The following is a 15,604-nucleotide window of genomic DNA, read 5'->3' as shown; positions in this document are numbered from 1 at the left end:
CGCGCCGTGGGCCCGCCCCGGCCGCCGGCTCCGGCGGCGCCCGGGCCGTCGAGCGGGCGGTCGCGGTCCAGCGCGCGGCGGAGGACGCGGGAGTCACCGGTGTCCCGGTGCGGGCGTCCCCGCTGAAGCCCCCCGAACCCTCGGCGATGACCGGGCCCGGCACACCCGGCACACCCACCCCGGCCCCGGCCCGGGTCACCTCGGCGGAGATCGAGGAGCTGGCCCGCCGGCTGCTCGATCCGGTGAGCCGGCTGATCCGCGCTGATCTGCGCAGAGGGCGGGAGCGCGCCGGACGGCCGTACGACGGGCGCCGCTGACGGCGGCCCCCGTACCCCGGCGCCCGGGAACAGCGGGGGACGAGCTGAGAAGAAGAGAAAGCGGAGGAAGAGAAGGCACATGGACGGCACATGACGGACAACATCTTCGCGACGAGCGTGTTCTTCAAGCTCGTGATCGGAGGCAGCGAGCTGGGCGCCTTCCACACCTGCTCCGGACTGGGGGCCGAGGTCGAGATGGAGCAGTACGCCGAGGGCGGCAACAACGGCTTCACCTGGCAGCTGCCCGGGCGGATCACCTGGACCAACATCACCCTGACCCGCCCGGTCACCGCCGACACGCTCAAGATCGCGCGATGGCTGAACGAACTGATCCGGCAGGTCGAGCCCAAGGACGGCGAGATCGTCGCCCTCCGGCCCGACCTCAGCCGCATCATCAGCTGGCAGGTGCACGGCATCGTGCCGGTGCGCTGGCAGGGGCCGTCCTTCGACCCCGCCAGCTCCCAGGCGGCGATCGAGACGCTGGAGATCGCCCACGAGGGGCTGGAGCCCTCATGACGGACTGCTGCCGTGCGCCCCGGCGGGGAACGGGCGGCGGGGACCACCGGGAAGGAGGAGCGCCATGGCACCCACGGGCCGCGCGAGCCGCGCTCGCGCCCAGCTGACCATCATGGAACCGCCGGCGACCGTCGGCGCCAGACCGGGCGGCAGCCTCGCCCGGCTCACCCTCCAGTTCAACCCCGCGACCCTGTCGCTGAGCAAGAGCACCGAGTGGCGGCGCACCCCCTCCCGGATGGCCGGGCAGTCCGCACTGCCCGAATTCGTCGGCAGCGGACCCCGGACACTCTCCCTGGAGGTCTTCCTGGACGCCACGGCCACCCATGACAACTCCGTGGAGAAGGCGGTGGAGCAACTGATGCGGGCCTGTGTGCCGACCCCGAGGAGCCTGGCCCGCAAGACACCCGCCAGTCCCTGGGTCCGCTTCGACTGGGGCGCGTCGAAGACGACCTCGTTCGACGGCGTACTGGCCGGCCTCTCCGTCTCGTACACCCTCTTCGACGTCGACGGGAAGCCGCTGCGCGCCACCTGCTCCCTGACCATCGAGGAGGCGAGCGTCGACCCGCCCGGGCAGAACCCCACATCGGGCTCCCGGGAGGCCCGCCGCACCCACCGGGTGGTCGCCGGTGACAGCCTGCCGCTGCTCGCCTGGCGGGAGTACGGCGACGCCACCGCGTGGCGTGTGATCGCGGAGGCCAACGGCATCGACGACCCGACGCGGCTGACACCCGGCCGGGAACTGCTCGTGCCCGGACTCGACGACCACACCGGGGAGGAGGACCGATGAGCGCCCCCGGCCGCTCCTTCGCCGCCGATCCGATCGTCGAGGCCCCCGGCGAGCTGCCACCGGCCTGGGCGACCCAGTTGGTGAGCTGTGTGGTCGACGAGAACCTCGGTCTGCCGGACACCGCCGTGCTGAGCTACCGTGACCCCGACCACAAACTGCTCACCGCCACCGGCCTCACCATCGGCACCCCGCTGAAGATCTCCGTGGTCACCGTGCAGGAGCGGGTGCGCGAGCGGCTGTTCACCGGCGAGGTCACGGCGGTCGAGCTGGACAGCGACACCACCGGTTCGTTCACGGTCGTCCGGGCCTTCTCCCGGGCCCACCGGCTCCAGCGCGGACGGAAGGTCGTGGCCTTCCGCAACATGAGGACCGCGGACATCGTCCGCAAGGTCGCCGCGGGTGCCGGTCTCGCCTGCGGACGGATCGAGGCCGCGCCCATCATGTACAAGCAGCTCACCCAGCCCAATGTCTCGGACTGGGAGTTCCTCCAGTACCTCGCGGGCGAGAGCGGCGCGCATGTGCGCGTGGACGAGAAGGGACTGCTGGAGTTCGTGAGGCCCAGACCCGCCGCTTCGGCGCCCTCGCCCGCGACCTCCGCCACCCGCAGCCCCATGGTCCTGGAGTACGGGCGGAATCTGCTGGCCCTGCGGGCCGTGCTGACCGGCGCGGACGGGGCGGCCAGTGTGGAGGTGCGCGGCTGGAACGTGGACACCAAGACCCGGCTGGTCGCCCGTGAGCAGTCCATCCGCAGTACGACCGTCGCCCCGGGGATGAGCCCGTCCCTGGCGGCCGGCGCGTTCGGCGCGAACGCCCGGATGACGGTGGCGGACACCCCGTACCGCACCCAGGCCGAGGCCAGGGCCGTGGCGGGTTCCGTGGCCGCGTCCGTGAGCGCGGGCTTCGGCGAGATCGAGGCGGTCGCCGAGGGCAATCCCCAGCTGCGGGCGGGCAGGCCGGTCGCCCTCGGCAATGTCGGGCCGGCGTTCGCCGGGCGGTACACGGCGACCGCCGTCCACCATGTGCTCGAACCGAACGGCGGCTACCGCACCACCGTGATGGTGAGCGCGGCGCCCGACCGCTCGCTCGCGGGACTGGCCACCGGAGCCAACGCGCCCGCCCGGGGCCCGCGCATGCCCGGCCTCGCGATCGGCGTGGTCACCGACATCCGCGAGGAGGGCCGGGCCGAACGCGGCTGGGTCCGGCTGAAGTTCCCCTGGCTCGACGACACCTATGTCACCGACTGGGTCCGCACGGTGCAGTGGGGCGGCCAGGGCGGCGGCGGGGTGTTCAGCCCCGAGGTCAACGACGAGGTGCTCGTCGGGTTCGAGCAGGGGCTGCTGGACAGCCCCTATGTGCTCGGCGGCCTCTACAACGGCGTCGACAAGCCGTCGCCCCACGCGGTGCCGCTGGTCGACCGGACCAGCGGCAGGGTCAACCGCCGTTCGCTGGTGTCCCGCTCCGGCAACCGGATCGAACTGCTCGACGCCCCGCGCGGACCCTCCGGGGTCCGGCTGGCCAGCGGTGGCAAACGGCTGGAGGTCACGCTCGACGAACGGCGCAACGAGATCGCGCTGACGGTCTACGGGCCCGGCGGCACCCGGGCCCTCAGTTCCCTGACCCTCTCCGCCTCCGGCATCACACTCGACGCCGGTACGGGCGATGTGACCGTGAACGGCCGCTCGGTGACCGTCAACGGCAGAACGGGGGTCACCGTGGACGGCGGACTGCTCGCCGTCCTCAAGGCCAGGCTGATCCGTATCAACTGACGATCCGTATCAACTGACGATCCGTACCCCGGCGCGACCGTCCACCGCACGGCGGTCCTCACCACAGGGAGAACAGCGACGATGCCCCCCGCGGCCCGCACGGGCGACACCACTGTCCACGGCGGCCTCATCGGCACCCCACCACCGGGTGCCGCCGCGGCCGTCGCCACCGTGCTCATCGGCGGCCGGCCGGCCGCCGTCACCGGCAGCCTGCACGTGTGCGTGCCGCACGCGGCGCTCGGGCCGGGCAACGTCATCCTCCCCAGCCCCGCCGCCGCGGCCGGCGGGCAGGTGCTGATCGGCGGACTGCCCGCCGCCCGGATGCGGGACGCCACCACCTGCGGCGCGCTCATCACGAGCGGCGCGCCGAACGTCCTGATCGGGGGCCCGCTGTGAGCGGCGGCGGATTCATCGGACGCGGCTGGGGCTTCCCGCTGCGCGTCGGTCCCACGGGCGGCATCGGCATGGTCGAGCGCGACCGGGAGATCGAGGAGGCGATCGGCCTCGTGCTCGGCACGGCGCCGGGCGAGCGGCCGATGCGCCCGGAGTTCGGCTGCGGCATCCACGACTATGTCTTCGCGCCCGGCGACGGGGCCACCGCCGGGCGCGTCGCCCAGGAGGTGCGCGCCTCGCTGGAGCGGTGGGAGCCGCGGATCGAGGTGGCCGATGTGGTGGTCGCCTTCGACACCGCCGACGAGGGCACCCTGTACATCGATGTGCACTACACCGTGCGGGCCACCAACGATCTGCGCAACCTCGTCTTCCCCTTCTACACCATCCCGTCATCCGAGCGCCCCGACGAAGCCGGAGCCCGCTGATGGCCCTGCCCTCACCCAATCTGGACGATCGGCGCTTCCAGCAGCTCGTCGACGAGGCCAAGCGGTATGTGCAGCAGCGCGCCCCCGAGTGGACCGACCACAATGTGTCGGACCCCGGGGTCACGCTCATCGAGACATTCGCCCAGATGGTCGACCAGTTGCTGTACCGGCTGAACCGGGTTCCGGACAAGAACTACTCGGCCTTCCTCGACCTGCTGGGCATCACCCTGTTCCCGCCGTCACCGGCCCGCGCTGACGTCGACTTCTGGCTCTCCGCGCCCCAGCCGGAGACCGTCCGCCTCCCGGCGGGCACCGAGGTCGCCACGGCGCGCGGCGAGGCCGACGAGGCGGTCGTCTTCTCGACCCGCGACGAGCTGCGGATCGTGCCGAGTTCGCTGATCCGGCTGGTCACCGCTCCGGTGACGGGCGACCAGACCGACCGCACCGCGCCGCTCGGCGCCGGCAAGGACGTGCCGTGCTTCCAGCCCAGGCCACAGCCCGGTGACGCCCTGCTGTTCGGGCTGCCCACCGCCGTCCCCCGGTGCGTCGTCGCGGTACGCCTGGACAGCCGGGTGGAGGGAGTGGGGGTCGACCCCCGGCAGCCCCCGCTGGTGTGGGAGGCGTGGGACGGCGCCCGCTGGGTCCTCTGCGAGACCGGCACCGACACCACCGGCGGGCTGAACAGGCCCGGCGAGATCCTGGTGTTCGTTCCCGCCGGACACACGGAGTCGGTGGTCGCGGGGACCTCGGCGGGGTGGCTGCGCTGCCGGGTCACCGCACCGGAACCCGATCAGCCGTTCTACTCCGAGTCCCCGACAATCCGGGAGGCCGAGGTCTTCACCGTCGGCGGCACGGCGGGCGTCGAACACGCCGAGACCCTCACCGGCGTACCCCTCGGCACCTCCGAGGGCGTCGCCGGGCAGCGGTTCTCGCTGAACAGGGCGCCGCTGCTGCTGGACGGGGAGCCCCCGGTCGTCGAGGTCTCCTCCGCCGAGGGCTGGCAGGTCTGGACCGCCGTGGAGCACTTCGGCGCCTCCGCCCCCGGCGACCGGCACGTGCGGATCGACGCCGTCGCCGGCGAGTTCGCCTTCCCGCCCGAGGTGCGCGAGCCGGACGGGACGGTGCGCGCCTGCGGCGCGGTGCCCGGGAAGGGCGCGGAGCTGCGGATTCCGCGCTGTCGTACGGGCGGTGGGGCGGCCGGCAATGTCGCCCGGGGCGCCATCTCCGTGCTGCGCAGCTCGGTGCCCTATGTGGCGGGTGTGGAGAACCGCGAGGCCGCGTGGGGCGGGGTCGACGGCGAGACCCTGGAGAACGCGAAGGTCCGGGCGCCCAGCGTCCTCCGGGTGCGGGACCGGGCGGTCACGGCCGAGGACCACGAGATCATCGCCCGGGAGGCCGCGCCCTCGCTGCGCAGGGTCCGCTGTCTGCCCGCCGTCGCGGGCGAGGGCGGTGCGGTACGGGTCCTGGTGGTGCCCGACGCCGTCGCCGACGAGGGCGGCCGGCTGCGGTTCGAGCAGCTCATCCCGTCGGACTCGGTGCTCTCGGCGGTCGCCGCGCGGCTCGACGCGCGGCGGCTGGTCGGCACCAGACTGGTGGTGGAACCGCCCGCGTACCAGGGCGTCACCGTGGTCGCCCGGCTGAGGGCGGCCGGGGACGATGTGGACCGCGTCCGCGCGGACGCGCTGGAGGCGCTCTTCCGCCACATCGATCCGCTGCGGGGCGGAGCGGCGGGCGACGGGTGGCCCTTCGGCAGACCGGTGCAGTACGGCGAGGTCTTCGCCGTCCTCCAGGGGGTGCCGGGGGTGGATCTGGTGGAGGAGGTGCGGCTGTTCGCGGCCGACCCGATCACCGGCCGGCGCGGGGCGGCGGCGGATTGGATCGATGTCGTCCCGGGCGCCCTGGTCTTCTCCCACCAGCACCAGGTCGTGGTCGGCGCGAGCCCGGCCGGGGGAACCGCATGACCAGGGCGGCGGTACCGGGGCTCGCCAGCCGCCACCCGATCGGCGGACTGCTGCCCGCGCTGTACGCGGACGACGACCTGGCCCAGCGGTTCACGGCGGGCCTGGACACCGTCCTCGCCCCGGTGCTCTCCACCCTGGACAATCTGCCCGCCTACTTCGACCCGGCGCTCACCCCGGCCGACTTCCTGTCCTGGCTGTCGTCCTGGGTGGACGCGGACCTCGGCCCGGAGTGGCCCGTGGCGCTGCGCCGGGCCGTCGTCGCCCGCGCCGTCGAACTGCACCGGTGGCGCGGCACCCGACGCGGCCTGGTCGAACACCTCCGGCTCTGCTGCGGCGTGCACGCCGACATCCAGGACGGCGGAGGGGTCGCCTGGTCGTCGGAGCCGGGCACGGAGCTGCCGCCGGCGCCGACCGGGGAACTGCTGGTACGGGTCAGGCCAGCGCGCGGAGGGCCGGTGGACGCGAGCCGGGTCCTGGCGGTCGTCGCGGCCTCGTGCCCCGTACACCTCATCTGCCGGGTGGAGATCCTGCCGGGTCCGCCGGACGAGACTGGAGGCTGACGCGATGCGCCCGTGTCCCGCGTGCGGTGGCGCCAACGGCGACGACGACGACTTCTGCGGGAACTGCGGTTCCTATCTGGCCTGGTCGTCCCCCGCGTCACGGCCCCGTCCGGCCGCGGAACCCACCGCCCCCGCGGCACCTCCCGGCACCGGTGCGCCCACCGCCCCGGGACCCCGTCCCGGGGACGCGGACCCGCCCGCCCCGCGCCCCGGGCCCCCGGCGGAACCGGCACGCCCGGACCGGCCGGAGCCCACCCCGGCCGCAGAATCCTCCTCGGCGCCCGGAGCCCCCTCGGCTCCGGAGCCCGCCCCGGCCCCCGGACCGCCGCCGCGCCCGGCGTCGCCGCCCACGCCCGTACAACCGGAACCGCCCGTGGTCGCGGTGCGGCCCGCCAGGCCTGCCGCCCGGCGGCCCGCGGCCGGGCCGGGCGCGGTGGACGAGACCCAGGACGGCCCGGCGTGCCCGTCCTGCGGCACCCCGAACCTGCCGGAGCGCCAGTTCTGCCGGCGCTGCGCCGCCCCCCTCCGCACCCGCGAGCAGCCGCCGCCGCTGCCCTGGTGGCGCACGGTGTGGCCGTTCCGCCGCCGGGTGCGGGCCGGTTCGGGCCGGGCGCTGCGGCGCACCCTGCTGATCCTGGCGGTCGCCGGGCTGCTCCTCGCGGGCTCGCTGGCCCTGCCGGCCGGACGCCACCTCTTCGAGGACGTCCGCGACAAGCTCGGCGGGACGGCGGAGATCAGCCCCGACCGGGTCACCGCGAGCGCCTGGACCCGGGACCGTCCGGCGACCGCCGCCGTCGACGGGCTGACCAACCGGTACTGGGGAGCGCCCGCGCTCGGCGCCTCGCTGACGAGCGACTTCGGCAGACCGTTCCGGCTGGTCGGCGTCGTGGTGCACACCGGCGTTTCGAAGGACCCCCAGGAGTTCCGGCAGGGCGCCAGACCCACCCGGATCGATCTGGTCACCACCTCCGCCGACGGCGGGGTCCGCACCCGGACGGTGACCCTCACCGACAAGCCCGGCCCGCAGACCATCCGTACCGGCATCAGCGATGTCGTCTCCGTCCGGCTCGTGGTGCGGGCCGCTTCCGGCACCGTACGGGGGCGGCCGATCGCCCTCGCGGAGGTGGAGTTCTTCCGGCGTACCTGACGCCGGGCCGGGCCGGCCGCTCCCGGGCCGCGCCGGGCGTCAGGTGATGTGGATGCCGATGAGACAGGTGTCGTCGTCGGTGTCCGAGCGGCTGTGGGTGAGGAGATCGTCCAGGAGCCGCTCCAGGGGCCGGTCGGGGCCGCCCGCCGCGGTGAGGAGCTGGGTGAGGGAGTCGTTGAGGGCGAGATCGCGCCGCTCGACCAGACCGTCCGAGTACATCAGCAGGGTGTCGCCCTCCTCCAGCTGCATCTCCTGCTCGTCGTAGGAGACATCCGGCAGCGCGCCGAGGAGGAGCCCGCTGCCCAGAGGGAAGGTCCGGGCCTCCTGGTCGCGGATCAGCACCGGTGGCAGATGCCCCGCGCGGGCCCAGCGCAGAACCCGGGTCCGGGGGTCGTAGAGACCGCAGACAGCGGTCGCGGTGATCTGCTCGGTGAGATGGTGGGCGACGAGATTGAGCCAGGTCAGAAGCTGGCCCGGGCCCGCGCCGGTGACCGCGAGCCCGCGCAGCGCGTTCCGCAGCACCACCATGCTGGTCGCCGCTCCGATGCCGTGCCCGGCGATGTCGCCGACACAGAGCAGGATGTGCTGGGAGGGCAGGACGACACTGTCGTACCAGTCGCCGCCGACGAGCGCGCCGGTGGCCGCCGGGCGGTAGCGCACGGCCACACTCAGACCGGTGAGATCGAGCGGTCCCTGGCTGGGCGGCATGATGGCGTGCTGGAGCTGGAGGGCCAGCCGGTTGCGCTCCTCCGACTCCGCCTCGCTGTGCGCGAGCTGGTCCCGGGTGGCGTGCAGGGCGACCTCCGTCCAGTGCTGGGAGGAGATGTCCTGGTAGGCGCCGCGCACGGTGCTGATCCGCCGCCCGGCGTCGAGGACCGGTTCGGCGATGACCCGGATGTGCCGGGTGATGCCGTCGGGGCGCCGCAGCCGGAGGGTCGCCGACGCGGGGCGCTGGTACTGGAAGACCGTGTGCAGAAACCGGTCGATGGCGGCCGTGTCGTCCGGATGGGCGTGAGCGGCCAGATCCCGCAGCGACAGCGGCGCCGCGGTGGGCAGCCGGCCGTGCAGATCGAACAGCTGGCTGGTCCAGATGATGTCACCGGTGGTCAGATTCTCCTCGAATCCGCCGATGCGCCCGAGGCGCTGCGCGTGCTGCAACAGGCTCGCCAGCCGTACGGTCTCGTCCTCGACCCGCCAGACGAGCACCAGCGCCGCGCCGTGGCGGCTGACGCTGACATCGGCGACCGCGGTGAGCGGGACCTGGTCGACGAGGGCGGTGAGGCTCATGTGCCGGGTGCGGAAGGGCTCCCCGGTGGCGTGGACCCGCTCCAGCCTCTCGTACAGTCCGTGGTCCTCGGCGGCCAGCGGGTAGGCCTCCAGCAGCAGCGCCCCCCGGATCGCGGCGGACGGACGCCCCGCCGGGTCGGTGAACCGGCTGCTGACATGGCGGATACGGAAGTCGGCGAGGTTCCCCTCGGCGTCCAGGTGCGGGGTGAGCAGGAGCACCGGATCGCTGAGCCCCTCCGCGAGGTCGATCAGCTCGGCGACATCGGGCTGCGGCGCGGCACCCGGGGCGCCGTCCGCGGGCCGGGACTCCAGGGTGTGGGCGCACAGCCGGGCGAGGGCCTCGATCTGGCGGACGATCCTCGGGGGCTGCGGCGGCAGCGGGCCGGGCCAGCAGATCTCCAGCACACCGTGCAGGCGCCCCCCGGTCCCGGCGGGGACGGCCATCCTGCCGCCCCGGGGCCAGGCCGGCCTCCCCAGGGACGGAGTCGCCGTGTCCGCGAGACTGCCGAGCACGACGGGTTCGCGCTCGTCCAGGGCGCGGCGGGCGAGCGTGGCGACACCCGGCGGCACATGGTGCCAGCGGGCCGCCTCCTCGGCGGTGAACCCGGCGGAGCCGGCCAGGGCGAAGGAGCCGTCCCAGGCCGCCGTCCAGATCGCCACGGCACACGCGCCGAGGGGGCGCAGCGCGTTGTCGAGCAGCGCGTGCGCCATCGCCTCGGTGTCGCCGGCCGCGAGGACGCCGCTCTCGGCCGTCCGCAGGCGGACGGCGGCCGAGGGGCCCGTCTCACCGGGCGGGGCAGGGGCCGTGCGCTGGAGGAACTCGGCCGCGACCTGGCTGAGATGGTCCCGGGCCGCCTCGTTCACGATGTCCGCGGCCAGTTCCAGCGGGGTGAGGCCGGCCTGTTCCGCGAGAGCGGCCAACTGCTGGGCCGCCTGGACCGGGCCGCAGCCCAGCCGCTCGATGAGGATGCCCTTCGCCAGTTCCACCAGGGCCCGTCCGTCCGCGGCGGCCTGGGCGGCCCTGACCTCGCGCCGGAGCCGTTCCACCGTCGCCGCGAGCCTCCCCACGGGGGTACTCGCGGTCACCTCGTCGCCCGCCCCGGCGGTGGGTTCCGCCGGGGGAGCCGAGGGGGCGGGAATGCCCGGCTGGTCCGTCTGGCCGGGTCTGCGGGGGTTGTCTGTGGTGCTCACCGTGGATGTCTGATTCCTGGCCGGAGGTCGTCGTGGGGAACCGGGCTGCCCGTGCGGTGTGTCCGGGCGTCTCACCCGCCGGGGGAGAGCCAGCGGCGCACACAGCTGATGAGGTCGTTCGCGTCCACCGGCTTGGTCACATAGTCGCTCGCGCCCGAGGCCAGGCTCTTCTCCCGGTCGCCCGGCATCGCCTTCGCGGTCACCGCGATGATCGGCAGCTCCGCGTAGGCGGGCATCCGGCGGATCTCCGCCGTCGCCGTGTAGCCGTCCATCTCGGGCATCATCACGTCCATCAGGATGAGATCGACCCGGGGGTGGCGGAGGAGGGCCTCGATGCCCTTGCGGCCGTTCTCCGCGTGCACGACATGGATGCCGTGCAGCTCCAGGATGCCGCTGAGCGCGTAGAGGTTGCGCGCGTCGTCGTCGACGACGAGCACGGTGCGCTCGGCCAGGGACGCGTCGACGGGCTGCGCCGCCGCCAGCCGGCCCGTGTCCTCGGCGCGGACCAGCGGCAGTACGCTGCCGGGCTGCTCGGCGGCGAGGTGGAGCGCGATCCGTTCACGCAGCTCGTCCAGGCTGGACAGCAGCTCCAGCGGCCGTACACCGGCGTGGCGCTGGAGTGTCTCCTCGTGCGCGGCGCTCAGCCGCCGGTTGTTGTGGGCGAGGACGGGCAGCGCGGTCAGAGCGGGGTCGCCGTCCATGTGCTCCAGGAAGCGCAGGGCGCCCTCGTCGGGGAGCTCCAGATCGAGCACCACGCAGTGGACCGGCTCGGCCGCCAGGGCCGTGGCCGCCTCCCGTGCTCCGGCCGCGCTGACCACGGCGGCGTCGGGCTGGTGGTCGCCCCGGTCGTGCCCGGCGGTGAGATCGGCTGCGGCGCTCTCGGCGACGAGCGAGAGCAGACCGTGGGGGCGCTGCTCGATCACGAGCAGGCGCCGCTGCTGACGCGGCAGGGCGGCGGGGAGCTGGGCGCGGACCGGGGGGCCGGACAGCTCGGGGTCGCCGGCCCGGTCCTCGAAGCCCGCCCGGGTGACGGGCAGATAGAGGGTGAAGACGCTGCCCGCGCCCGGGGTGCTCCGGGCGGTGACCACCCCGCCCAGTACCTGGGCGATCTCCCGGCTGATGGAGAGACCGAGCCCGGTGCCGCCGTACCGGCGGCTGGTGGTGCCGTCCGCCTGCTGGAACGCGCCGAAGATCACTTCGAGTTGCTGCTCGGCGATGCCGATGCCGGTGTCCTTCACCCGGAAGGCGATGACGGACCCGGCGCGGTCGATCCCCTGGGGCAGCTCCGTCGGCGCCGCGGGCTCGATCTGGAGTTCCACGCTGCCGTGCTCGGTGAACTTGACGGCGTTGGAGAGCAGATTGCGCAGCACCTGCCGCAGCCGGGAGTCGTCGGTGACCAGCTCACCGGGCACGCCCGGCGCGGTGGTGACGGAGAAGCTGAGGCTCTTCTGCGTGGTCATGGGACGGAAGGTCGCCTCGACGTCGTCGAGGAGCTGCCGCAGCGCGATCCGCTCCGGATGGACGTCCATCTTCCCGGCCTCCACCTTGGAGAGGTCGAGGATGTCGTTGATCAGCTGGAGCAGATCCGAACCGGCCGAGTGGATGATCCCGGCGTACTCGACCTGCTTGGGGCTGAGGTTGCGGGTGGGGTTCTGGGCCAGCAGCTGGGCCAGGATCAGCAGGCTGTTGAGGGGGGTGCGCAGCTCATGGCTCATATTGGCCAGGAACTCCGATTTGTACTTCGAGGCGAGGGAGAGCTGCTGGGCCCGGGTCTCCAGCTCCTGCCGGGCCTGCTCGATCTCCAGGTTCTTGGTCTCGATGTCGTGGTTCTGCGTGGCGAGCAGGGCGGCCTTCTCCTCCAGTTCGGCGTTGGAGCGCTGGAGTTCGTCCTGCTGGACCTGGAGCTCCTCGGAGCGGGCCTGGAGCTCGCCGGTGAGCCGCTGCGACTCGCCGAGCAGCTCATCGGTGCGGGCGTTGGCGACGATGGTGTTGACGTTGACGCCGATGGTCTCCATCAGCTGGCCGAGGAAGTCGCGGTGGACCGGGGTGAACGCGGTGAAGGAGGCCAGCTCGATGACGCCGAGCACCTGGTCCTCGACCACGATCGGCAGGATGATGAGACTGCCGGGGGTCGTCGCGCCCAGCCCCGAGGAGATGACGTAGTCGCCCGGCACCTCGTCGGCCGCGATCGTACGGCGGCTGCGGGCGGCCTGGCCGACCAGGGACTCGCCCGAGCCGAACCGGCCGGCGACGCTCCCGGGCGGGCGGCCGTACCAGCCGACGAGCGTCAGCTCCGTGCCCGCGGTGTTCTCGTCCGCGAGGTAGAACGCCCCGTACTGGGCGGCCACCAGCGGGGTCAGCTCGTCCATCACCAGCTCCGCCACCAGCGAGAGATCGCGGTGTCCCTGCATCAGGGAGGAGATACGGGCGAGATTGGACTTGAGCCAGTCCTGCTCCTGGTTGGCCCTGGTCGTCTCGCGCAGCGAGCCCACCATCGAGTTGATGTTGTCCTTGAGCTCGGCGACCTCGCCCGAGGCGTCCACGGTGATGGAGCGGGTGAGATCGCCCTCGGCGACGGCGCTGGCCACCTCGGCGATCGCCCGCACCTGGCGGGTGAGGTTCCCGGCCAGCTCGTTGACGTTCTCCGTGAGGCGCTTCCAGGTGCCGGAGACGCCCTCCACCTCGGCCTGTCCGCCGAGCCGCCCCTCGCTGCCGACCTCCCGCGCCACGCGCGTCACCTCGGCGGCGAACGACGAGAGCTGGTCCACCATCGTGTTGATGGTCGTCTTCAGTTCCAGGATCTCGCCGCGCGCGTCGACGTCGATCTTCTTCGACAGATCCCCGTTGGCCACGGCGGTGGTCACCTGGGCGATGTTCCGGACCTGCCCGGTCAGATTGTTCGCCATCGAGTTGACGTTGTCGGTGAGGTCCTTCCAGGTGCCCGCGACATTCGGCACCCTGGCCTGTCCGCCGAGCCGGCCCTCGGTGCCGACCTCGCGCGCCACCCGGGTCACCTCGTCCGCGAACGCCGACAGGGTGTCGACCATGGTGTTGATCACCCCGGCGAGCGCCGCGACCTCGCCCTTGGCCTCGACGGTGATCTTCTGCGAGAGGTCGCCCCGGGCGACGGCGGTGGCGACCTGGGCGATGGAGCGCACCTGGCCCGTCAGATTCGACGCCATCACATTGACGTTGTCGGTGAGGTCCTTCCAGGTGCCCGAGACCCCCCGCACGGTGGCCTGGCCGCCGAGGTTGCCCTCGGTGCCGACCTCGCGGGCGACCCGGGTGACCTCGTCCGCGAAGGCGGAGAGCTGGTCGACCATCGTGTTGATGGTCTCCTTGAGCTCCAGGATCTCGCCGCGCGCGTCCACCCGGATCTTCTGCGAGAGATCCCCCTGCGCCACGGCGGTGGTGACCTCGGCGATGGAGCGCACCTGCGCGGTGAGGTTGTCGCCCATCACGTTGACCGACTCGGTGAGGTCCTTCCAGGTGCCGGAGACGCCCTTGACGTCGGCCTGTCCGCCGAGCCGGCCCTCGGTGCCCACCTCGCGGGCCACCCGGGTGACTTCGTCGGCGAAGGAGGAGAGCTGGTCGACCATGGTGTTGATGGTGTTCTTGAGTTCGAGGATCTCGCCGCGCGCGTCGACGGTGATCTTCTGGGAGAGGTCGCCCTTGGCGACCGCGGTCGCCACCTGGGCGATGGAGCGGACCTGCGCGGTGAGATTGCCCGCCATGGAGTTCACGGAGTCCGTCAGATCACGCCAGGTGCCGGAGACGCCCTTGACGTCGGCCTGTCCGCCGAGCCGGCCCTCGGTGCCCACCTCGCGCGCCATCCGGGTGACTTCGTCGGCGAAGGAGGAGAGCTGGTCGACCATGGTGTTGATGGTGTTCTTGAGTTCGAGGATCTCGCCGCGCGCGTCGACGGTGATCTTCTGGGAGAGGTCGCCCTTGGCGACCGCCGTGGTCACCTGGGCGACATTGCGGACCTGGTCGGTGAGGTTGCCCGCCATGAAGTTCACCGAGTCGGTCAGCTCGCGCCAGACACCGCCGACCCCCGGGACCTCCGCCTGTCCGCCGAGCCGGCCCTCGCTGCCGACCTCGCGGGCGACCCGGGTGACCTCGTCCGCGAACGCGGAGAGCTGGTCGACCATGGTGTTGACGGTGCTCTTCAGCTCCAGGATCTCGCCGCGCGCGTCCACGTCGATCTTCTGGGAGAGATCCCCCCGGGCCACGGCGGTCGCCACCTGCGCGATGTCCCGGACCTGGGTGGTGAGGTTGCCCGCCATCGCGTTGACGGAGTCGGTGAGATCCGCCCAGGTGCCCGAGACCCCCGGAACCTCCGCCTGCCCGCCCAGCGTTCCCTCGGTGCCCACCTCGCGGGCCACCCGGGTCACCTCGGAGGTGAACAGGGACAACTGGTCGACCATGCCGTTGAAGACGGTGGCGATCTCGCCCAGCAGCCCGTCGGCCTCACCGGGCAGCCGGGTCCCGAAATCCCCGTCCCGCACGGCGGTCAGCCCGGCCAGCAACTGCCGCAGCTCCGGCTCACCGACCCCACCGGACCCGCCCGCCCCCTGCGACCCGTGCTCCGTGTACTGGGCTCTCGCGTTCACCATGCCCCACCTTCCCGATCCCCGGCCATACGGTTCGAACAGAGGACGACAGGACCTGCCGACACAACGGAGGAGCGGACCCGCACCGCCGCCCGCTCCCGCCGGAGATTACTACGCACCCTCGCGGCAAATACATCCAAGGATACCTCTGGACTACCCACTGGTACGGCCCAACCGGGCGCTCGCGCGACCGGCGTTCCGGTGCCGGAAAGGTAACGGGATGACAACGGCAGGGGGTGGGAGGGGCCTCGGCGGGCACAAGCACTCCGCACGGGTGTGGCGCCTGGGGAGGTCAGCCGCACCCGGCTCGTTCCCCGTGCCCGTCCGTACTGGAGGAGGACCCATGCTGAAGGCGCACCCGGCCGTGTTGCGGAACCTGCTCGACACCTACGAAACCCTGCGCGCGGAGGCCGCCGGACCGGTCGTCGCCCTGGGCGTGAGGCGGCAGTTGCTGGACACCGCGTACACCCTGTGCGTCACCACCGGCACCCGTGACATCGACGAGGCACTCACCGCCGCCCGCCGGGAGCTGGCGACCCAGCTCTCTCCCGCCTGAACGGGCCCCGCCGTACGCCGTGGTGAACGGCGGGCCCGCAGCGCCGGCAGCCGAGAGGCCCGGTCCCCCGGTGATTCACCGGGGG

General features: G+C 73.0%; 11 protein-coding genes and 1 pseudogene. 10 read left to right on the top strand and 2 right to left on the bottom strand.

What is annotated here, in order from left to right; genetic code table 11:
* The 9 genes and pseudogenes from ABT122_RS31230 to ABT122_RS31190 form a co-directional block, all read left to right on the top strand.
* Positions 1-317, top strand: a pseudogene (locus ABT122_RS31230) (hypothetical protein); the annotation flags it as partial.
* 90 nt (positions 318-407) lie between these two features.
* The gene (locus ABT122_RS31225; RefSeq protein ID WP_351559130.1) at positions 408-833 is read left to right on the top strand and encodes a phage tail protein; all 426 of its coding nucleotides are present in this window, start codon (positions 408-410) and stop codon (positions 831-833) included.
* A gap of 64 nt (positions 834-897) precedes the next feature.
* The gene (locus ABT122_RS31220; RefSeq protein WP_351559128.1) at positions 898-1,620 is read left to right on the top strand and encodes a CIS tube protein; all 723 of its coding nucleotides are present in this window, start codon (positions 898-900) and stop codon (positions 1,618-1,620) included.
* Complete coding sequence (locus tag ABT122_RS31215; RefSeq protein ID WP_351559127.1) at positions 1,617-3,386, top strand: VgrG-related protein; 1,770 nt, start codon at positions 1,617-1,619, stop codon at positions 3,384-3,386. The genes ABT122_RS31220 and ABT122_RS31215 overlap by 4 nt, the downstream gene beginning before the upstream one ends.
* Before the next feature lie 81 nt (positions 3,387-3,467).
* Positions 3,468-3,782, top strand: a complete 315-nt coding sequence (locus ABT122_RS31210; protein ID WP_351559125.1) for a PAAR domain-containing protein — start codon at positions 3,468-3,470, stop codon at positions 3,780-3,782.
* Positions 3,779-4,204, top strand: coding sequence for a GPW/gp25 family protein (locus ABT122_RS31205; RefSeq protein WP_351559123.1), 426 nt, complete (start codon positions 3,779-3,781; stop codon positions 4,202-4,204). Before ABT122_RS31210 ends, ABT122_RS31205 begins: the two co-directional genes overlap by 4 nt.
* Entirely contained in the window at positions 4,204-6,165 is a 1,962-nt protein-coding gene (locus ABT122_RS31200) for a putative baseplate assembly protein (protein WP_351559121.1), read from the top strand. Before ABT122_RS31205 ends, ABT122_RS31200 begins: the two co-directional genes overlap by 1 nt.
* The gene (locus tag ABT122_RS31195) at positions 6,162-6,725 is read left to right on the top strand and encodes a phage tail protein (protein WP_351559119.1); all 564 of its coding nucleotides are present in this window, start codon (positions 6,162-6,164) and stop codon (positions 6,723-6,725) included. Before ABT122_RS31200 ends, ABT122_RS31195 begins: the two co-directional genes overlap by 4 nt.
* 433 nt (positions 6,726-7,158) lie before the next feature.
* Positions 7,159-7,872, top strand: coding sequence for an NADase-type glycan-binding domain-containing protein (locus ABT122_RS31190; protein WP_351559117.1), 714 nt, complete (start codon positions 7,159-7,161; stop codon positions 7,870-7,872).
* A gap of 39 nt (positions 7,873-7,911) precedes the next feature.
* On the opposite strand, the gene ABT122_RS31185 is transcribed toward ABT122_RS31190, so the two are convergent.
* Both ABT122_RS31185 and ABT122_RS31180 read right to left on the bottom strand, forming a co-directional pair.
* Positions 7,912-10,350 (bottom strand): GAF domain-containing SpoIIE family protein phosphatase, encoded by a 2,439-nt coding sequence (locus ABT122_RS31185; RefSeq protein WP_351559115.1) that lies wholly within the window; start codon positions 10,348-10,350, stop codon positions 7,912-7,914.
* Positions 10,351-10,421: 71 nt separating this feature from the next.
* Positions 10,422-14,966, bottom strand: coding sequence for a HAMP domain-containing hybrid sensor histidine kinase/response regulator (locus tag ABT122_RS31180; RefSeq protein ID WP_351559113.1), 4,545 nt, complete (start codon positions 14,964-14,966; stop codon positions 10,422-10,424).
* Positions 14,967-15,306: 340 nt separating this feature from the next.
* On the opposite strand from ABT122_RS31180, the gene ABT122_RS31175 reads away from it, so the two are divergent.
* The gene (locus tag ABT122_RS31175; protein ID WP_351559111.1) at positions 15,307-15,519 is read left to right on the top strand and encodes a DUF5133 domain-containing protein; all 213 of its coding nucleotides are present in this window, start codon (positions 15,307-15,309) and stop codon (positions 15,517-15,519) included.
* The last annotated feature ends 85 nt before the right edge of the window (positions 15,520-15,604 follow it).

The organism is Streptomyces sp. NPDC001985, assembly GCF_040296845.1.
Lineage (GTDB): Bacteria > Actinomycetota > Actinomycetes > Streptomycetales > Streptomycetaceae > Streptomyces.
This window is presented reverse-complemented; position numbering and strand designations above follow the sequence as displayed.

Bases quoted from the DNA above. Each gene is read 5' to 3' on its own strand.
- ABT122_RS31215 (WP_351559127.1), top strand. From the start codon at position 1,617: ATGAGCGCCCCCGGCCGCTCCTTCGCCGCCGATCCGATCGTCGAGGCC.
- ABT122_RS31220 (WP_351559128.1), top strand. From the start codon at position 898: ATGGCACCCACGGGCCGCGCGAGCCGCGCTCGCGCCCAGCTGACCATC.
- ABT122_RS31180 (WP_351559113.1), bottom strand. From the start codon at position 14,966: ATGGTGAACGCGAGAGCCCAGTACACGGAGCACGGGTCGCAGGGGGCG.
- ABT122_RS31225 (WP_351559130.1), top strand. From the start codon at position 408: ATGACGGACAACATCTTCGCGACGAGCGTGTTCTTCAAGCTCGTGATC.
- ABT122_RS31175 (WP_351559111.1), top strand. From the start codon at position 15,307: ATGCTGAAGGCGCACCCGGCCGTGTTGCGGAACCTGCTCGACACCTAC.
- ABT122_RS31200 (WP_351559121.1), top strand. From the start codon at position 4,204: ATGGCCCTGCCCTCACCCAATCTGGACGATCGGCGCTTCCAGCAGCTC.
- ABT122_RS31195 (WP_351559119.1), top strand. From the start codon at position 6,162: ATGACCAGGGCGGCGGTACCGGGGCTCGCCAGCCGCCACCCGATCGGC.
- ABT122_RS31210 (WP_351559125.1), top strand. From the start codon at position 3,468: ATGCCCCCCGCGGCCCGCACGGGCGACACCACTGTCCACGGCGGCCTC.